Consider the following 17,646-nt stretch of genomic DNA (forward strand, 5'->3'; position numbering starts at 1 on the left):
ATTATAGTCTTCGGGTACTTGCGCTGCGGGTAGATGGGGATCGCCCCCCTGGCGCTAGGCAGCTTTTAGATTTTTATGGTCTATGGCATTCACATATCAAGGGGAAAATATGAAATCATCATCGTCGATGGCGCAGCGAAGTAAGAAAATCGCTACCGGTTTAGTGTTGGCGCTTGGTTGCACACTGGGGGTTGCGCCGGCTATCACTGATGTGATGAGTTCTTCGGCAGCTGACGCTGATGCGTCACAGCTGAACCCTCTTATGGTGGGTGCTGGTGCTGCTGATATGACGGGTGAAGTCGCAGAGGTAGGCTTCATGGGCTACGGTAGCCTGGAGCAAAAGGGGGAGGGGCTGCATATGCGTCAGTACGCTCGGGCGTTCGTTATTGAAAACCCTCATACTGCTCAGCGAAATCTGATCATTGTATTGGATGCTTTGAGTGCTTATGACAGCGTGCGCCAAGAGCTCTTGCGACGACTTACCGCTGAGTACGGTGCTGTGTACGGCGAATCTAATGTCATGGTGACGGCGACTCACACGCACGCTACTCCCGGTGGGGTTACCAAACACTCTCTGTACAACGTGACAACTGCGGGTTGGCACCCCGATACCTTTAACGCGACGATTGACGGGGCTATGGATGCTGTGCATCAAGCGCATGCTGATATGGCACCCGGTAACCTGACGGTATCTATCTCAGAGTTAGAGGCAGGTGTTAACCGTTCGTTGGAAGCCTTCTCCCTTAACCCTGAGAGTCTTCAATCAAAACTTAACCAGGGCGTAGACACTACTAACACCACCTTTAGGCTGGAGCGTAACGGTGTTACTGAAGCTCTGATTAACTGGTACGCGATCCATCCCACAAACCTGATGAATACCAATAAGCTGGTATCTGGCGATAACAAAGGGTATGCCCAGTATCTGCTGGAGACCGTGGATCACGGGGTTGATTGGCACATGGGTAAGGGAGGTGGATTCGTTGCCGCTTTTGCGAACTCTGATACTGGTGATGTTTCTCCCAATACTTTTTTGCAACCGGGGCAGGGACCTACTGGTGACCATTTCACGAATATGAAGATTCAGGGGCAGCGTCAGGCAGATGCAGTGCGAGCCCAACTGACTCAGGAAGGTGAATCTGCTGGTACCGATATTGATTCACGGATTACCTATGTGGATTTTGAGCAGCAGGTAGTGAGCCGGCTGTATACAGGTACGGGAAAGATTGAGCGAACCTGCGATGCGAGTTTGGGGCAGTCTTTTGCCGCAGGTGCGGTGGAGGATGGCCCTGGTCCCTCAATTTTCGGTGAGGGGTTGGGCGCTAATGCTTTCTTCGCCGGTGTGAACAGGGCTGTTTACAATATTTCACCGCGGCTCGCTGCCTGTCAGGCGCCTAAAGAAAACTTGCTGGCTGTATCGGTGGGCAACACCGTGCAGACTCATCTTCCGGTACAGATTATGCAATTTGGTGATTACTACTTGCTAGGTTTGCCGGGGGAGTGGACCGGCGCAGCGGGCGTAACTATCAAGCAGGACGCGGCTGAGTTGTTTGGGGTGCCTGAGGAGAAGATTATTCTTCAGGGGTACACTAACGCCTACAGCCACTACGTCACTACACCCGAGGAGTACGATTCCCAGCAGTATGAGGGCGGTGCGACTCTCTTCGGCAGATACACTCTGCCTGCCTTCCGACAAACAGTGCAAAATGTGGGTGCTGCCCTCAAACACAAGGTCGAGATGCCTCTGGGCGATAAGCCTTCTGAGCCTCACGCACCGGTGAGTGGGCAAGGCAAGGTGCTTTATGACGTTTCGGGCTTTCGTCGTTTTGGCGATGTACTGTCGCAACCCCGCAACGTGCGTCCGGGCGAGACCGTTTCTGCGGTATTCCAAGGAGCGCACCCTAACAATAGTGTGGGGCGCTCCACCAGCTTCCTCGAGATACAAAAATATGACGGTCAGCAGTGGCAGTACGTCACTAATGACAATGACCCCAACACAAAATTCATCTGGAAACGTTATCTTGCTGCTCAGTCGAAGATTACCCTTGAGTGGCAGATACCTACTGAGGCTGAAGCTGGAACATACCGTTTGGTCTATCGCGGGCACGCTAAGACTTACGGCACCATCAAAGAAATCACCGGTGTTTCACAGCTCTTTACCGTAAGTTGGTAGGTAGCGGATGCTGGTTAGGCGGGCATGCGCTGCTGTTAGAGCACAGACGCGTGCTCGCCCTACTGAGGGTAAAATACGTATCGGTTTTATCCTGGTAGGTGATTATGAAACAGGGTTCTTTTCTCGGAGCGAAAGACTTACATGTTTGTGATTTAAGGGGCTTTAAGTGTGTCAAATCATGCTGTTTTGGGGCTTAACAGCTGTATCTGCTCTCGAACGGGCTAGATTAAGAAGCTTTAACCGGCTATAGTTTTATACGAAGAACTTAGTCTTTGTGCATCATCTTCTAGTATTCAAGAGAAAAGTCCTTGCAATACGCAAGGGTTGCACGGCTATCTGGCTTCGAATCAATGGCAGTATGGATACAGTCCTTTGGTATTGGTCTTTTTGACCTGGTACCTAAATGCCATTTTTACGCGTGCCCAGATACTTTTGCTCTATCGCTGAGTAGAAAAGACTAGGCAACCCCAAGGTTCACTGGAAAAGATCGGTGAACTTTCACAACAAGCCAAGGAACACGAATAGTGCCTACAATTCAGCAGTTGGTCCGTAAGGGCCGTACTCCTAAGGTCGTAAAGACCAAGGCGCCCGCTCTGAAGGGCAGCCCCATGAAGCGTGGCGTGTGTACCCGTGTGTACACCACCACCCCTAAGAAGCCCAACTCGGCGCTCCGTAAGGTAGCTCGTGTAAAGCTCAACGGTGGCGTTGAAGTTACCGCTTACATCCCCGGTGAAGGTCACAACCTTCAGGAACACTCCATCGTGCTTGTTCGCGGTGGTCGTGTGAAGGACCTCCCCGGTGTTCGCTACAAGATTGTTCGTGGCGCTTTGGATACCCAGGGTGTTAAGGGCCGTGGTCAGGCTCGCTCACGCTACGGCGCTAAGAAGGAGAAGAAGTAATGCCTCGTAAAGGTCCCGCTCCCAAGCGTCCTCTCGTTAACGATCCCGTATACGGTTCACCTCTGGTAACCCAGCTCATCAATAAGGTTCTGCTTGACGGTAAGAAGTCAACCGCAGAGCGCATCGTTTACGGTGCACTTGAGGGTGTTGCACAGAAGACTGGCGCAGACCCCGTAGTAACCTTGAAGAAGGCTATGGACAACGTCAAGCCTTCACTGGAAGTTCGCTCACGCCGTGTTGGTGGCGCAACTTACCAGGTTCCGGTTGAGGTTCGTGCAGGTCGCGCAACCGCGCTTGCGCTTCGTTGGCTCGTAGGCTTTTCAAAGCAGCGTCGCGAAAAGACTATGACCGAGCGTCTGATGAACGAGATTCTGGATGCGTCCAACGGTCTCGGTGCCGCTGTGAAGCGTCGCGAAGACGTACACAAGATGGCTGAGTCAAACAAGGCCTTCGCACACTACCGCTGGTAATTCTTCGAATTAGCCTGTCAGATTTCTACTTCGAAGCTGGCAGGCTTTCGAAGTATCTTCACAAAGGGAGACTCAAGTGGCACAAGACGTGCTTACAGACCTCAATAAGGTCCGCAACATTGGTATTATGGCGCACATTGACGCCGGTAAAACCACCACCACCGAACGTATTTTGTTCTACACTGGTATCAATCACAAGATCGGTGAGACCCACGACGGTGCATCAACCATGGACTGGATGGCTCAGGAGCAGGAACGTGGTATTACCATTACCTCTGCTGCAACCACCTGTTTCTGGAAAGACAACCAGATCAACATCATCGACACCCCCGGTCACGTTGACTTCACCGTTGAGGTTGAGCGTTCACTGCGCGTCCTTGACGGCGCAGTAGCTGTATTCGACGGTAAAGAGGGCGTTGAGCCCCAGTCTGAGACCGTTTGGCGCCAGGCTGATAAGTACAGCGTTCCCCGCATTTGCTTCGTCAACAAGATGGACAAGCTGGGCGCTGACTTCTACTTCACCGTAGACACCATCGTGAAGCGCCTCGGTGCTAAGCCTCTCGTTATGCAGCTGCCTATCGGTGCTGAGAACGACTTCGTTGGTATCGTTGATTTGATGAGCATGAAGGCATTTGTATGGCCTGGTGACTCAAAGGGTGACGTTACCATGGGTGCCTCATACGAGACCCAGGAAATCCCCGCTGACCTGCGGGAAAAGGCAGAGCAGTACCGCGCTGAGCTCATCGAAAACGTTGCTGAAGCTTCAGAAGAACTCATGGAGAAGTACCTCGAAGGTACCGAACTTACCAATGAGGAAATCAAAGCTGGCATCCGTCGTCTCACCGTGAACAACGAAGCATACCCGGTATTCTGTGGTTCAGCATTCAAGAACCGCGGCGTACAGCCCATGCTCGATGCAGTAATTGATTACCTGCCTTCGCCCCTGGACACCGACGACATGGTTGGTCACGATCCCAAGGATGAAGAGAAGGAACTCACTCGTAAGCCTTCATCATCAGAGCCTTTCTCAGCACTCGCGTTCAAGGTTGCAGCTCACCCCTTCTATGGTCAGCTCACCTACATCCGCGTGTACTCAGGTAAGGCTGCACAGGGCCAGCAGGTTCTTAACTCAACCAAGGGTAAGAAAGAGCGCATTGGTAAGCTCTTCCAGATGCACTCCAACAAGGAGAACCCGGTTGAAGAGATCCAGGCAGGTCACATCTACGCAGCGATTGGTCTGAAGGACACCACTACCGGCGACACTCTGTGTGATGCTTCAAGCCCCATCGTTCTCGAGTCGATGACTTTCCCTGCGCCCGTGATTTCCGTGGCAATTGAGCCCAAGACCAAGGGCGACCAGGAGAAGATGTCAACCGCGATCCAGAAGCTTTCAGCAGAGGATCCCACCTTTACCGTGAACCTCAACGAAGAAACCGGTCAGACCGAAATTGGTGGTATGGGCGAGCTTCACCTCGACATCATCGTTGACCGCATGAAGCGCGAATTCAAGGTTGAGGCAAACGTTGGTAAGCCCCAGGTTGCTTACCGCGAAACCATCAAGAAGGCTGTTGACAAGGTCGATTACACCCACAAGAAGCAGACCGGTGGCTCAGGTCAGTTCGCAAAGGTTCAGGTCGCGTTCGAACCGATTCCTTTGGATTCAGAAGAACTGTACGAGTTCTCCAACTCCGTCACCGGTGGTCGTGTTCCCCGCGAATACATCCCCTCAGTTGACGCTGGTATCCAGGACGCAATGCAGCTCGGTATACTCGCTGGTTACCCCGTTGTTGGCGTCAAGGCAACCCTGCTCGATGGCGCTTACCACGATGTTGACTCGTCAGAAATGGCGTTCAAGATTGCTGGCTCAATGGTCTTCAAGGAAGGCGCAAAGCGCGCTAACCCCGTTCTGCTTGAACCCCTGATGGCTGTTGAAGTTCGTACTCCGGAAGAGTACATGGGCGACGTTATTGGCGACCTGAACTCACGCCGTGGTCAGATTCAGTCAATGGAAGATGCATCAGGTGTGAAGATTGTTCACGCACTTGTGCCCTTGTCAGAAATGTTCGGTTACATTGGTGACCTGCGTTCAAAGACTCAGGGTCGTGCAGTTTACTCCATGACTTTTGATAGCTACTCTGAGGTTCCGAAGGCTGTTGCTGACGAAATCGTCCAGAAGGCTCGTGGCGGAGAGTAATTCTCTTTGCCCGTGACTTAGGAAACTTAAAAGTCCAAAGTCGCACTTATTTTTCAAAAAATGATACTTTGAGTACTGCTTAGGGTTTCAAGTTACCGGCGTAATCCGCTATTGTTGTGGCTAGACCGTTTCATACGGGTTGCGCCGGTTTCAAAGATATGAAACCGCAGCAAGTATTCAAATCTGTTCTAGGAGGAACACTCTTGGCTAAGGCTAAGTTCGAGCGCTCAAAGCCTCACGTAAACGTTGGTACCATTGGTCACGTTGACCATGGTAAGACCACCCTCACCGCCGCAATCTCAAAGGTTCTGGCTGACAAGTACCCGGATCTGAACGAGCAGCGCGACTTCGGTATGATCGACTCCGCTCCTGAAGAGCGCCAGCGCGGTATTACGATTAACATTGCTCACATCGAGTACCAGACCGAGAAGCGCCACTACGCACACGTTGACGCTCCCGGTCACGCTGACTACGTTAAGAACATGATCACCGGTGCGGCTCAGATGGACGGCGCAATCCTCGTGGTTGCTGCTACCGACGGCCCGATGGCACAGACCCGCGAGCACGTTCTGCTGGCTCGCCAGGTTGGTGTTCCCACCCTGCTCGTTGCTCTGAACAAGTCAGACATGGTTGAGGACGAGGAACTTCTCGACCTCGTTGAGATGGAAGTTCGCGACCTTCTCTCCTCACAGGAATTCGACGGTGACGAGGCTCCCGTTATCCGCGTTTCAGCTCTCAAGGCTCTTGAAGGCGACGCTGAGTGGGTTGCTAAGGTTGAAGAACTCATGGACGCTGTTGATGAGTACATCCCGGATCCCGTTCGTGAGAAGGACAAGCCCTTCCTCATGCCCATCGAGGACGTTTTCACCATCACCGGTCGCGGTACCGTTGTAACCGGTCGTGCAGAGCGCGGTACCCTCAAGATCAACTCTGAGGTTGAGATTGTTGGTATCCGTCCCCTGCAGAAGACCACCGTTACCGGTATCGAGATGTTCCACAAGCAGCTCGATGAAGCATGGGCTGGCGAGAACTGTGGTCTGCTTCTTCGCGGTCTGAAGCGCGACGACGTAGAGCGTGGTCAGGTTGTTGTTGAGCCCGGCTCAATCACCCCCCACACCCATTTTGAGGCTAACGTCTACATTCTTTCAAAGGATGAGGGCGGTCGTCACAACCCCTTCTACTCAAACTACCGTCCTCAGTTCTACTTCCGTACCACTGACGTAACCGGCGTTATCACTCTTCCCGAGGGTACTGAAATGGTTATGCCTGGCGACAACACCGAGATGACCGTTGAGCTCATCCAGGAAATCGCTATGGAAGACGGTCTCGGCTTCGCTATCCGTGAGGGTGGTCGCACCGTTGGTTCAGGTCGCGTTACCAAAATCCTCAAGTAATTGAGTTTCTTGTCTAACGGGTTCTGAATAAACTTGAAGTAATTTAAAAAGTGGTTTCCCAGCATAACGCTGGGGAACCACTTTTTTATTTAATGTAGAGCTTTTTGGTAAGACAGGGATTAGGCGCATTCGTTCACTCATACTAGGGTGGAAAAGTATCTTTTTTGCAACTTATCTAAGAGCGGATTATGTCTAACTCTTCTACTACTTCTGTGCGGGGGCACGAAGGAAGTATCTTGGTCGCTTCCATGATGCTTTTTTCGATGTTTTTTGGTGCAGGTAATCTTATTTTTCCCGCGATGCTGGGATCCCAAGCCGGAACGAATTTTTGGCCCGCTGTACTTGGCTTTGTCAGCACCGGTGTTATTCTGCCTGCATTGGCAGTTATAGCTATTGCCATCACTGGTAAAGACATGCGCGCACTCACCCTTCGCGGCGGCAGAGTTTTTGGTGTGTTATTTCCTGTACTGGTATATCTTTCCATTGGCGCATTTTTTGCTCTTCCGCGTACAGCAAGCGTTACGTATTCTACGGTGGTCACTGCTAATTTTGAATCTGATAGCTTTTTATCAAGGGCGGTATTCTCAGCCGTATTCTTCGTAGTTGCTGTTGCGCTTTCGATTGATCCGCGAGGTATTGTAGATCGCTTGGGTAAATACATTACCCCTTTGCTTTTGGTATTGCTAGTAGCAATGATTGTTCTGAGCTTCTTCAAACTGGGGGAGGGGGAAGTCATTCCTTCTGAGACTTATGCGGAGAATCCATTTGCTACGGGGTTCGTAGAAGGCTATCTAACAATGGACTCCCTTGCCGGTCTTGCCTTCGGCATTATTGTATTGAGCGCCTTTAAACACAAGGGTCTTAAAAGCGGGCCTGCCCTGGTTAAGGGCGTTAGCATAGCCGCTGTCTTGGCCTGTGTTTTGCTGGGTTTGGTATACGTCGGTTTGGGCGCTATCGGTCACCGGGTTGAGGGTGGGCAAGACTACTCGGACGGTGCTGTTCTGCTGGCACAGTCAGCTCAGCTCATTATGGGGCCGGCTGGAATCTTCGTTTTCGGTCTGATTATGTTCCTGGCGTGTATGGGTACTGCTGTGGGTCTATTGGGATCAGCGGCTGAGTTTTTCAACGCCCTGCTTCCTGGCGTTTCTTATCGGGCGTGGGTTATTCTCTTCTCTCTGATCGGTTTCGCTGTTTCAACCATGAGCCTAGAACAGGTTCTGGCTGTTACCGGTCCTTTGATTGGTGCCTTGTACCCGTCAGCGATTACCCTTATCTTCCTGACCTTTATTGAACCGATGCTGCGGAGGAAACTGCACTACACATTCACCATCGCGTTGGCGGTGTCTATGCTGTGGGCGGTATTGATGCTTCTGGCTCAGCTTATGCCCGCAGACAATATTTTTGAACACTCTATTTCGTGGTCGCCGTTGCATGCCGAGCAGATGGGCTGGATCGTCCCCACCCTCGTGGCAGCTCTTATCGGTTATATCTTGGATCTCACCACCAGAAGAAAGCGTGCTGTGCCACTGGGCGGAGAAACTCAGAAAGAAGCCCAAGCCCGTATGCTAGATTTAGCGTAACCACCTTGCGAATCAGGGAAATATAAATGGTAGAAGTGCATACGAGAACAGCGTCTCGTATGCACTTTTGCGTTTAAGCCTCGAGAGCCTGTGTCTGAGCTAGTGTTGACTTTCACCCGCAAGATGACCGGAGATTGGTTCTTTTCTCAGTACACTAAAAACAGTAGATTCATAATCCCCCACGTGTTTCGGAGAAAAATGTCCCTCACACTTACCCGCCGTAGTCTTCTTCAGGCATCAGCGGTAACAGCCGCAGCAACTACTTTTTCGCAGACCTCAGTAGCGACCTCTCATGCAGTGCAGAATAAACGCATCGCCATCATCGGTTCGGGGTACGGCGGTGCTGTTGCTGCTCGTACACTTACCTCGATGGGCTACACCGTCGACATGATTGAGATGGGTGCTGACTGGGAGAATATGACCCCCAGAAACGGCAAAGTCTTTACCAAGATGACCGCTCCTTCGGCTCGTTCAATGTGGTTCAAAGACCGTACAGATTTGCCGTTCAGTACGATATTTGGTCTTGATGTCGTCAACCAGCGAATCCCTCGTGGCGCTGGTGTTCTTGATGTTGAGCATTTCGATGCAATGAAGGTCTATGTAGGACGCGGCGTTGGCGGTGGTTCACTTGTCAATGGCGGTATGGCAGTTACCCCTTCGGAGTCCTTCTTTAAGAAGGTGATGCCGCAGGTTGATTCTACCGAGATGTTCGGTACGTACTTCCCCCGTGCTAACGCAGCTCTCCAGACTGCTCTGCCTCCTACCGATATTATCGGTACTTCAAAGTACTATCAGTTCACTCGCGTTGGTGCTGCACAAGGTAGACGAGCAGGCATCAAGCACCAGATGGTTCCCAACGTTTATGACTGGAACTACATGCGCAAAGAAAATTTCGGACGGGTACCGAAATCTGCACTTGATGGTCAGGTCATTTTTGGTAATGACTACGGTAAGCGCTCACTGCCCAAGACCATCCTCAAAGAAGCTTTTGATACTCAGCGTGTCAATCTCATTTCGATGACTGAGGTTGAGAACATTACGCAGGAATCTAACGGGTCGTTCTCACTCGCTCTTAAAACTATTGACTTCGATGGAAATATTGTTCAGCAGCGAGTCGCTGAGTATGACCGTGTGGTTATGGCAGCAGGATCTGTTGGTACTTCTCGACTGCTGATGAAAGCTAAAGCTCAGGGAACCATTCGTAACCTGCCCAATTCAACGGGTAAGTCGTGGGGGCCTAACGGTAATATCATGGCGGCGCGCAACATTTCACAAGCAACGGGCACTTACCAGTCGGGTATTCCTTCAATGGGTTTGACTAACTGGGATGATTCTCAGAATTCTGTCTTTGCTGAGCTTGCTCCGCTGCCGATTCCTGTGCTCGAAATGCGCACTAGTCTCTACCTGGCAATCACCAATAACCCGAATCTTGGTTCATTTACCTGGAACGCTGCAAAGAACTCACTTGGTTTGAACTGGACGGAAAGTATGTCTGCCCCTTCAGTGCTGGCAGCGAAAAACTTCCTTGATAAAATTAACGCTGCCAACCCCGGTTCTAGCTACCGTAATGATTTGTTTGATAATAGAAAGATTTTTGCTGATTATTTCTCCTACCATCCGCTGGGCGGCATGGTTTTGGGAGAAGCAACTGATCTTAACGGTGAGGTGAAGGGGGTTCCTGGGCTCTTCGTAATGGATGGTTCGTTGATTCCCGGTAAAATCGGCGTTAACCCGTTCGTAACTATTACAGCTCTAGCTGAGCGAAACATGGATCGTCTCGTTTCGGCTTCTCGCTTCAACTAAGAGTGAAAGAATGAAATTGGAAAATAAAGTCACAGCCAAGAGAAGAACCCTTCTGAAGGGTGCTGCTTGGGCTGCACCAGCAATTGTTGCTACCAGCGCTATCCCTGCCTACGCGCTTTCTTCTTCTTTCGAACCGCTGCTAACGAATTTGGCTATCGAACTAGCTGACCCTCCCTTTAACTGGGATACTTTTGAACCCGATTATGTTATTCCTATCTACGACAGTGCTACAAGCCGGAATGTGTTGGAACGTGCTTCTTTCCCCCCGAGCTTTACTGTCCGTAACGTAGGCAAGGTAGATGCAGTTAATCCCACCGGCACGCTACTGACTCAGATGAGAGATATTGGAACTGACGTACCTTCCGCTGGCGGTGCCAATGGAACTAAAATTGCTTCTACAAACCCTTTAATTGGTATAACGAGAACTGGTTCTGACAAGTTCAATGCCGCTACCTTCACGTGGGCTTATGCTGGCGTATTGAAGCCAGGGGAAGAGTTTACTTTTGAGTTCAAGTATCACGTCAACTACCCGTTCTGGAATGTTGACTACGAGCTGTTTGTAGCAGCTACGGTCAACGATCAGACTGAGGGAGATTACGATGATAACTCGGAACGTATGGGCACTGTTCCTCATTTCCTCGATCCTTGGCCTTGGTAAACTAGGAGCTTGAAGTAAGGGGTGGCAGCCGTAGGCTGTCGCCCCTTACTTGTGTCTCTGAGCACTTATGCTAAAAAACCTTGCATACATAGGGTAACTCTGGCAAGATAATAGATGTTGTTCAAGTGCTTATCGTTATGGAGCTAATGGTCATTCATCGACCGAAGCCAGATAAGCCCAAATATGACCCGATTCTAAAAAGCGTTAATCGTGTTGTTTGTAATAATAGCGACACGCCCGAGCGCGGGGGTCGGTGCTTCGGCGGGGTGAGGAACCCGAAACTATTTCGGATTCAGTCTGTTAGAAGCGGCGCGAAAGAACTTCTAGTAGTTCTTTTCCTCAAGCGCCACCATAAGGAGCACAAAGCTCCGTTACAGGGAAGTACTTCAAGAAAGAGAGTCCGACAGATGGCGGGACAGAAAATCCGCATCCGTCTGAAGTCATATGACCACGAGGTCATTGACTCATCAGCACGGAAAATCGTTGAGACGGTTACGCGCGCAGGCGCTACTGTAGTTGGCCCTGTGCCGCTGCCGACCGAGAAGAACGTTTACGTAGTTATCCGTTCACCGCACAAGTACAAAGACAGCCGCGAGCATTTTGAAATGCGTACGCACAAGCGTCTGATCGACGTCGTTGATCCGACCCCCAAGGCTGTTGATGCACTCATGCGTCTTGACCTTCCGGCAGACGTGAACATCGAAATCAAGCTGTAAGAGGATCGTCTCAAAAATGACTAACAAATTCGAACGCCAGGTGAAGGGCCTGCTCGGCACCAAGCTCGGCATGACCCAGGTCTGGGACGAAAACGGCAAGTTCGTGCCGGTTACTGTCGTCAAGGCCGATTCAAACGTAGTGACCCAGCTGCGCGACGCTAAGACTGACGGCTACGAAGCAATCCAGATTGGCTACGGCGCTATTGAAGCTCGCAAGGTCACCAAGCCTTTGGCTGGTCACTTTGAAAAGGCTGGCGTCACACCCCGCCGTCACCTCGTTGAACTCCGCACTTCAGATGCTGCAGAGTACTCCCTCGGTCAAGAACTGACCGTAGAGCTCTTCGAAGCAGGTCAGAAAGTTGACGTAGTCGGTAAGACTAAGGGCAAGGGCTTTGCAGGCGTCATGAAGCGTCACGGCTTCGCTGGCGTAGGCGCATCACACGGTGCTCACAAGAACCACCGTAAGCCCGGTTCAATCGGTGGCGCATCATACCCCGCACGCGTGTTCAAGGGTATGCGTATGGCTGGCCGTATGGGTGCAGCACGTCACACTACCATGAACCTGACTATTCAGGGTGTAGACGCAGAAAACAACGTACTGCTGATCAAGGGTGCTATCCCCGGTCCTAAGGGCGGCGTTGTTCTGGTTCGCACTGCTGTGAAGGGAGCCTAATTACAATGGCTGTTAAGACCCTTAACGTAGATTTGCCCGCAGACCTGTTTGACGCGAAGGCATCAGTTCCTTTGCTTCACCAGGTGGTTGTTGCACAGCTCGCAGCAGCACGCCAGGGCACTCACAAGACTAAGAACCGTGGTGAAGTTTCCGGTGCAGGTCGCAAGCCCTTCAAGCAGAAGGGTACTGGTCGCGCACGTCAGGGATCAATCCGCGCTCCCCACATGACTGGTGGTGGCGTTGTACACGGTCCTACTCCGCGTAACTACGCTCAGCGTACTCCTAAGAAGATGATTGCAGCAGCTCTTCGTGGTGCTCTTTCTGATCGTGCTCGTCACGGTCGTATCCACGTTGTTGAGTCACTGGTTGAAGGCACCAAGCCCTCTACCAAGGCAGCAAAGGCAGCACTCGCTTCAATCTCAGATCGTAAGAACGCTCTCGTTGTTATCGATCGTAAGGATGACGTTGTTGCACTGTCAGCTCGCAACCTTCAGAACGTACACGTTATCTACGCAGATCAGCTGAATACCTATGATGTTCTGATCTCCGATGATGTTGTCTTTACCAAGGACGCATTCGACGTTTTCGTTGCAGTTGCTTCTAAGGCTAAGAAGGAGGCCAAGTAATGAGCGTCCTTACTTTCAAGGATCCCCGCGACGTTATCATTGCACCTGTCGTGTCGGAAAAGAGCTACTCACAGCTCGATGAAGGCAAGTACACCTTCCTGGTTGATCCCCGCTCAAACAAGCTGGAAATCAAGCAGGCTATTGAAATGATTTTCGATGTCAAGGTTGCTGCTGTAAACACCGCTAACCGCGCAGGTAAGCGTAAGCGCACCCGCTTCGGCTGGGGCGCACGTAAGAACACCAAGCGTGCGATTGTGACCCTCAAAGAAGGCACTATCGACATCTTCGGCGGTCCGCAGGCATAAGGTCTGCGGAGACCACTTTAGCGAAGGAAAGAAATATCTAAATGGGTATTCGTAAGCACAAGCCGACGACCCCGGGTCGCCGTGGCTCGAGCGTAGCTGATTTCGCGGAAATCACTCGTTCAACCCCGGAAAAGTCCCTGGTTCGTCCGCTTCCCAAAAAAGGCGGCCGTAACAACACCGGTCGTATCACTACTCGTCATAAGGGCGGTGGTCACAAGCGCCAGTACCGTCTGATTGACTTCCGTCGTCACGACAAAGACGGTGTAGATGCACGCGTAGCACACATCGAGTACGATCCTAACCGTACCGCTCGCATCGCGCTTCTGCACTATGTTGATGGCACCAAGCGTTACATCGTTGCTCCTAACAAACTGAAGCAGGGCGATGTTGTTGAGTCAGGTCCCAGCGCGGATATCAAGCCCGGCAACAACCTGCCCTTGCGTAACATCCCCGTGGGTACTGTTATTCACGCGGTAGAGCTTCGCCCCGGTGGTGGCGCTAAGATGGCTCGCTCAGCAGGCGCATCAATCCAGTTGGTTGCTAAGGAAGGCAAGTACGCTCAGTTGCGTCTGCCTTCAGGCGAAATCCGCAACGTGGATGTTCGCTGCCGAGCAACTGTTGGTGAAGTTGGCAACGCAGAGCAGTCCAACATCAACTGGGGTAAAGCAGGACGTAACCGCTGGAAGGGCATCCGCCCGACCGTTCGTGGTGTCGTTATGAACCCCGTTGATCACCCGCACGGTGGTGGTGAAGGTAAGACTTCCGGTGGTCGTCACCCTGTTAACCCCAACGGTAAACCTGAGGGTCGCACCCGTCGCCCCAACAAGGAAAGCGACAAGCTCATTGTTCGTCGCCGTCGTACTGGCAAGAAGCGCTAAGGAGCCTGAAACATGCCTCGTAGTTTGAAAAAGGGCCCTTTCGTAGATCAGCACCTTTATGTAAAGGTTGCAGCTCAGAACGAGAAGGGTACCAAGAATGTTATTAAGACTTGGTCCCGCCGCTCGATGATTGTTCCCGACATGCTCGGTCACACCATCGCAGTGCATGATGGACGCAAGCACGTCCCGGTGTTCATCACTGAGTCCATGGTTGGACACAAGCTCGGTGAATTTGCTCCGACCCGCACTTTCCGCGGCCATGTGAAGGACGACCGTAAGGGTAAGCGTCGCTAGGTCGGTTTTTCCGATTTAGTGTCGTATAACCCTTTCGGCTAAGACGAAAGAGAGATAGGCAATGGAAGCCAAGGCATCAGCGCGCTATGTACGCGTTACGCCTATGAAGGCACGCCGAGTCGTCAACCTGATCCGTGGTAAGCAGGCGGAAGAGGCAATGGCGATTTTGAAGTTCGCTCCCCAGAGCGCTTCAGAACCGGTTTACAAGATCGTTGCATCAGCTGTTGCAAACGCTCGTCAGAAAGCTGACCGCGAAGGTGTAGCTTTCAAGGAAGACGAACTGTTCATCAGTGAAGCATTCGTGGACGAAGGTCCGACCATGAAGCGATTCCAGCCCCGTGCACAGGGTCGCGCGTTCCGCATCAACAAGCGCACCAGCCACATTACTGTGGTTGTTGCGACCCCGTCAGAGGAGGAGGGCCGCTAAATGGGTCAGAAAATTAACCCGAACGGTTTCCGACTTGGTATTACCACCGAACACGTTTCAAAGTGGTTCGCAGACTCAAACAAGCCTGGTGAACGTTACGCTGACTTCGTGAAGGAAGACGTTCAGATTCGCAAGCTTCTGTCAGAAGGCATGGAGCGCGCAGGCATCGCTAAGGTAGAAATCGAGCGCACCCGTGACCGTGTTCGTGTGGATATCCACACTGCACGCCCCGGTATTGTTATCGGTCGTCGCGGCGCAGAAGCTGATCGTATCCGTGGTGAGCTGGAAAAACTCACCGGTAAGCAGATTCAGCTGAACATCCTCGAAGTCGCTCAGCCTGACCTGTCAGCACAGCTTGTTGCACAGGGCATCGCGGAGCAGCTGGCTTCACGTGTGGCATTCCGCCGCGCGATGAAGAAGGCAATTCAGTCAGCACAGCGTGCGGGCGCTAAGGGTATTCGTATCCAGTGCTCCGGACGTCTGGGTGGCGCTGAAATGTCACGTTCAGAGTTCTACCGCGAAGGTCGTGTGCCCCTGCACACCCTGCGTGCAAACATCGACTACGGCTTCTTTGAAGCTAAGACCACTTTCGGTCGTATCGGTGTCAAGGTATGGATTTACAAGGGCGATATGACCGATAAGGAACTGGCTGCACAGCAGGCTGCTGGTAACCGTCGTGGCGGTCGTGGTGGCCGTGACGGTGGCGACCGCCGTCGTGGCGGCAACCGTGGTCCTCGTCGTGAACGTCGTAACGATAATGCTTCAGCTAACGCAGAAGCTAAGACTGCAGAAAACGGTGAGGCATAAATGCTTATTCCCCGTCGAGTAAAATATCGCAAGCAGCACCACCCCAAGCGTACCGGTATGGCCAAAGGCGGTACCGAGGTAACCTTCGGTGAGTGGGGCATTCAGGCACTGACTCCTGCATACGTGACCAACCGCCAGATTGAGGCAGCACGTATTGCAATGACTCGTCACATCAAGCGTGGCGGTAAGGTTTGGATTAACATCTACCCCGACCGTCCCTTGACCAAGAAGCCCGCTGAAACCCGTATGGGTTCCGGTAAGGGCTCACCCGAGTGGTGGGTCGCAAATGTTAAGCCCGGTCGAGTCATGTTTGAACTCTCCGGTGTTTCCGAAGAAGTGGCTCGCGAAGCTATGCGCCTCGCGATCCACAAGCTCCCGATGAAGGCACGTGTTGTGCGTCGCGAAGGTGGTGAATAAGAAATGGCAGTTGGATCAAAGGATCTGAACCTCGACAAGCTCGCTGAGCTCTCCAACGAGAACCTAGCTGACGAGCTGCGCAAGTCGAAGGAGGAACTGTTCAACCTCCGTTTCCAGGCAGCCACCGGTCAGCTTGAGAACCCGGGTCGTATCCGTACCGTCAAGCGCGATATCGCACGCATCTACACTGTACTGCGTGAACGTGAGCTCGGTATCCGTCCCTCAACCGAAGGTTAAGTCAAGTGAGTGAAGTAAAGACTGAAGAGCGCGGCTACCGTAAGATTCGCCGCGGCTACGTAGTGTCCGACAAGATGGACAAGACTGTAGTCGTAGAGGTCGAGGACCACGTGAAGCACGCACTGTACGGCAAGGTTATGCGCCGTAGCTCAAAGATCAAGGCGCACGACGAGCAGAACACTGCTGGTATTGGTGACTTGGTTCTGCTGGCGGAAACCCGCCCGCTGTCAGCCTCAAAGCGCTGGCGTGTTGTAGAGATCGTAGAGAAGGCGAAGTAATTCTCCTGGTCTAGCTCTCTACTGCATGAGCTAAAGAAGCCCCTCTTCCCGGTATTACTGGGGAGAGGGGCTTTTTATGTCTAAAGGCTCAGGTAAGTAAATGCGTCTAGAAATAGTGCGGGGCATATCACCATTGCTATGTGAGGAATGCTCCTTTTAGAGATCAGCAGGTTGTGATAATATTTTTATTCTGTGTGGTTATCTATACCCACACAGCCACGGATTTCTCCGTGCCAAAGCATAATGCCGCTATAACCGCGGGTGGTTTCGCCCGTTTTTAGATGATGCGGGACCAGATGTTCCTGGCATGGCCAAATCCCAGACGTTTCCGCTAACCCAGATGATTTATCTGATGGGACCGGTGCGTCACCTTCCCGTAAAAATGTTCCGCAAGGCTGGCCCACAAAATACCGTGCGGTCGGAACCGGCGAGACGACAGGAGAAATATGATTCAGCAGGAGTCACGACTGAAGGTCGCTGACAACACTGGTGCTAAGGAAATCCTTACCATTCGTGTTCTCGGTGGCTCTGCACGTCGTTACGCAGGCATTGGCGACGTTATCGTTGCTACCGTCAAGGACGCGATCCCTGGCGGCACCGTAAAGAAGGGCGACGTTGTTAAGGCAGTCGTCGTTCGCACTAAGAAGGAAACCCGTCGTCCTGACGGTTCCTACATCAAGTTTGATGAGAACTCAGCAGTTATCATCAAGAACACTGAGGGTGATCCCCGCGGTACCCGTATTTTCGGACCCGTCGGTCGCGAGCTTCGCGATAAGAAGTTCATGAAGATTATCTCGCTCGCTCCGGAGGTGCTCTAACC

20 protein-coding genes are annotated in these 17,646 nt (G+C 52.1%); all 20 read left to right on the forward strand.

What is annotated here, in order from left to right:
• Positions 1 to 109 precede the first annotated feature (109 nt).
• Complete coding sequence (locus JR346_RS02845) at positions 110 to 2,170, forward strand: neutral/alkaline non-lysosomal ceramidase N-terminal domain-containing protein (RefSeq protein WP_205483070.1); 2,061 nt, start codon at positions 110 to 112, stop codon at positions 2,168 to 2,170.
• Positions 2,171 to 2,694: 524 nt separating this feature from the next.
• On the forward strand, positions 2,695 to 3,069 hold the full coding sequence (rpsL, locus tag JR346_RS02850; RefSeq protein WP_168614562.1) for a 30S ribosomal protein S12: 375 nt from the start codon (positions 2,695 to 2,697) through the stop codon (positions 3,067 to 3,069).
• Complete coding sequence (gene rpsG, locus JR346_RS02855; RefSeq protein ID WP_204877194.1) at positions 3,069 to 3,539, forward strand: 30S ribosomal protein S7; 471 nt, start codon at positions 3,069 to 3,071, stop codon at positions 3,537 to 3,539. The genes rpsL and rpsG overlap by 1 nt, the downstream gene beginning before the upstream one ends.
• 76 nt (positions 3,540 to 3,615) lie before the next feature.
• The gene (gene fusA / locus JR346_RS02860) at positions 3,616 to 5,733 is read left to right on the forward strand and encodes an elongation factor G (RefSeq protein WP_205483072.1); all 2,118 of its coding nucleotides are present in this window, start codon (positions 3,616 to 3,618) and stop codon (positions 5,731 to 5,733) included.
• A gap of 203 nt (positions 5,734 to 5,936) precedes the next feature.
• Positions 5,937 to 7,127 (forward strand): elongation factor Tu, encoded by a 1,191-nt coding sequence (gene tuf / locus JR346_RS02865; protein ID WP_204877192.1) that lies wholly within the window; start codon positions 5,937 to 5,939, stop codon positions 7,125 to 7,127.
• 188 nt (positions 7,128 to 7,315) lie between these two features.
• Positions 7,316 to 8,707 (forward strand): branched-chain amino acid transport system II carrier protein, encoded by a 1,392-nt coding sequence (gene brnQ, locus JR346_RS02870; RefSeq protein WP_205483075.1) that lies wholly within the window; start codon positions 7,316 to 7,318, stop codon positions 8,705 to 8,707.
• Positions 8,708 to 8,905: 198 nt separating this feature from the next.
• Positions 8,906 to 10,510: a GMC oxidoreductase gene (locus JR346_RS10360; RefSeq protein WP_239478697.1), complete on the forward strand. Its 1,605-nt coding sequence runs from the start codon at positions 8,906 to 8,908 to the stop codon at positions 10,508 to 10,510.
• Positions 10,511 to 10,520: 10 nt separating this feature from the next.
• Positions 10,521 to 11,168 carry a hypothetical protein gene (locus JR346_RS02880; RefSeq protein WP_204877190.1) on the forward strand — a complete coding sequence of 216 codons (648 nt, stop codon included), beginning with the start codon at positions 10,521 to 10,523 and terminating at the stop codon, positions 11,166 to 11,168.
• A gap of 407 nt (positions 11,169 to 11,575) precedes the next feature.
• Positions 11,576 to 11,884, forward strand: a complete 309-nt coding sequence (gene rpsJ, locus JR346_RS02885; protein WP_168614567.1) for a 30S ribosomal protein S10 — start codon at positions 11,576 to 11,578, stop codon at positions 11,882 to 11,884.
• Between the two features lie 16 nt (positions 11,885 to 11,900).
• On the forward strand, positions 11,901 to 12,557 hold the full coding sequence (gene rplC, locus JR346_RS02890) for a 50S ribosomal protein L3 (protein ID WP_204877189.1): 657 nt from the start codon (positions 11,901 to 11,903) through the stop codon (positions 12,555 to 12,557).
• Positions 12,558 to 12,562: 5 nt separating this feature from the next.
• Complete coding sequence (rplD, locus tag JR346_RS02895) at positions 12,563 to 13,183, forward strand: 50S ribosomal protein L4 (RefSeq protein WP_204877188.1); 621 nt, start codon at positions 12,563 to 12,565, stop codon at positions 13,181 to 13,183.
• Positions 13,183 to 13,488 (forward strand): 50S ribosomal protein L23, encoded by a 306-nt coding sequence (gene rplW, locus JR346_RS02900; protein ID WP_204877187.1) that lies wholly within the window; start codon positions 13,183 to 13,185, stop codon positions 13,486 to 13,488. Before rplD ends, rplW begins: the two co-directional genes overlap by 1 nt.
• A 41-nt stretch (positions 13,489 to 13,529) precedes the next feature.
• On the forward strand, positions 13,530 to 14,366 hold the full coding sequence (gene rplB / locus JR346_RS02905) for a 50S ribosomal protein L2 (RefSeq protein ID WP_204877186.1): 837 nt from the start codon (positions 13,530 to 13,532) through the stop codon (positions 14,364 to 14,366).
• Positions 14,367 to 14,378: 12 nt separating this feature from the next.
• Positions 14,379 to 14,660 carry a 30S ribosomal protein S19 gene (rpsS, locus tag JR346_RS02910; protein ID WP_204877185.1) on the forward strand — a complete coding sequence of 94 codons (282 nt, stop codon included), beginning with the start codon at positions 14,379 to 14,381 and terminating at the stop codon, positions 14,658 to 14,660.
• A 61-nt stretch (positions 14,661 to 14,721) separates the two neighbouring features.
• On the forward strand, positions 14,722 to 15,087 hold the full coding sequence (gene rplV, locus JR346_RS02915; RefSeq protein ID WP_204877184.1) for a 50S ribosomal protein L22: 366 nt from the start codon (positions 14,722 to 14,724) through the stop codon (positions 15,085 to 15,087).
• A complete protein-coding gene (gene rpsC, locus JR346_RS02920; protein WP_204877183.1) occupies positions 15,088 to 15,894 on the forward strand; it encodes a 30S ribosomal protein S3 in 807 nt (268 codons plus the stop codon).
• Positions 15,895 to 16,311 (forward strand): 50S ribosomal protein L16, encoded by a 417-nt coding sequence (gene rplP / locus JR346_RS02925; protein WP_204877182.1) that lies wholly within the window; start codon positions 15,895 to 15,897, stop codon positions 16,309 to 16,311.
• Between the two features lie 3 nt (positions 16,312 to 16,314).
• A complete protein-coding gene (gene rpmC, locus JR346_RS02930) occupies positions 16,315 to 16,548 on the forward strand; it encodes a 50S ribosomal protein L29 (protein WP_204877181.1) in 234 nt (77 codons plus the stop codon).
• A 5-nt stretch (positions 16,549 to 16,553) separates the two neighbouring features.
• The gene (gene rpsQ / locus JR346_RS02935) at positions 16,554 to 16,826 is read left to right on the forward strand and encodes a 30S ribosomal protein S17 (protein ID WP_205483084.1); all 273 of its coding nucleotides are present in this window, start codon (positions 16,554 to 16,556) and stop codon (positions 16,824 to 16,826) included.
• A gap of 446 nt (positions 16,827 to 17,272) precedes the next feature.
• Positions 17,273 to 17,644, forward strand: a complete 372-nt coding sequence (gene rplN, locus JR346_RS02940) for a 50S ribosomal protein L14 (RefSeq protein WP_204877179.1) — start codon at positions 17,273 to 17,275, stop codon at positions 17,642 to 17,644.
• The last annotated feature ends 2 nt before the right edge of the window (positions 17,645 to 17,646 follow it).

The organism is Rothia sp. ZJ932, from assembly GCF_016924835.1.
Lineage (GTDB): Bacteria > Actinomycetota > Actinomycetes > Actinomycetales > Micrococcaceae > Rothia.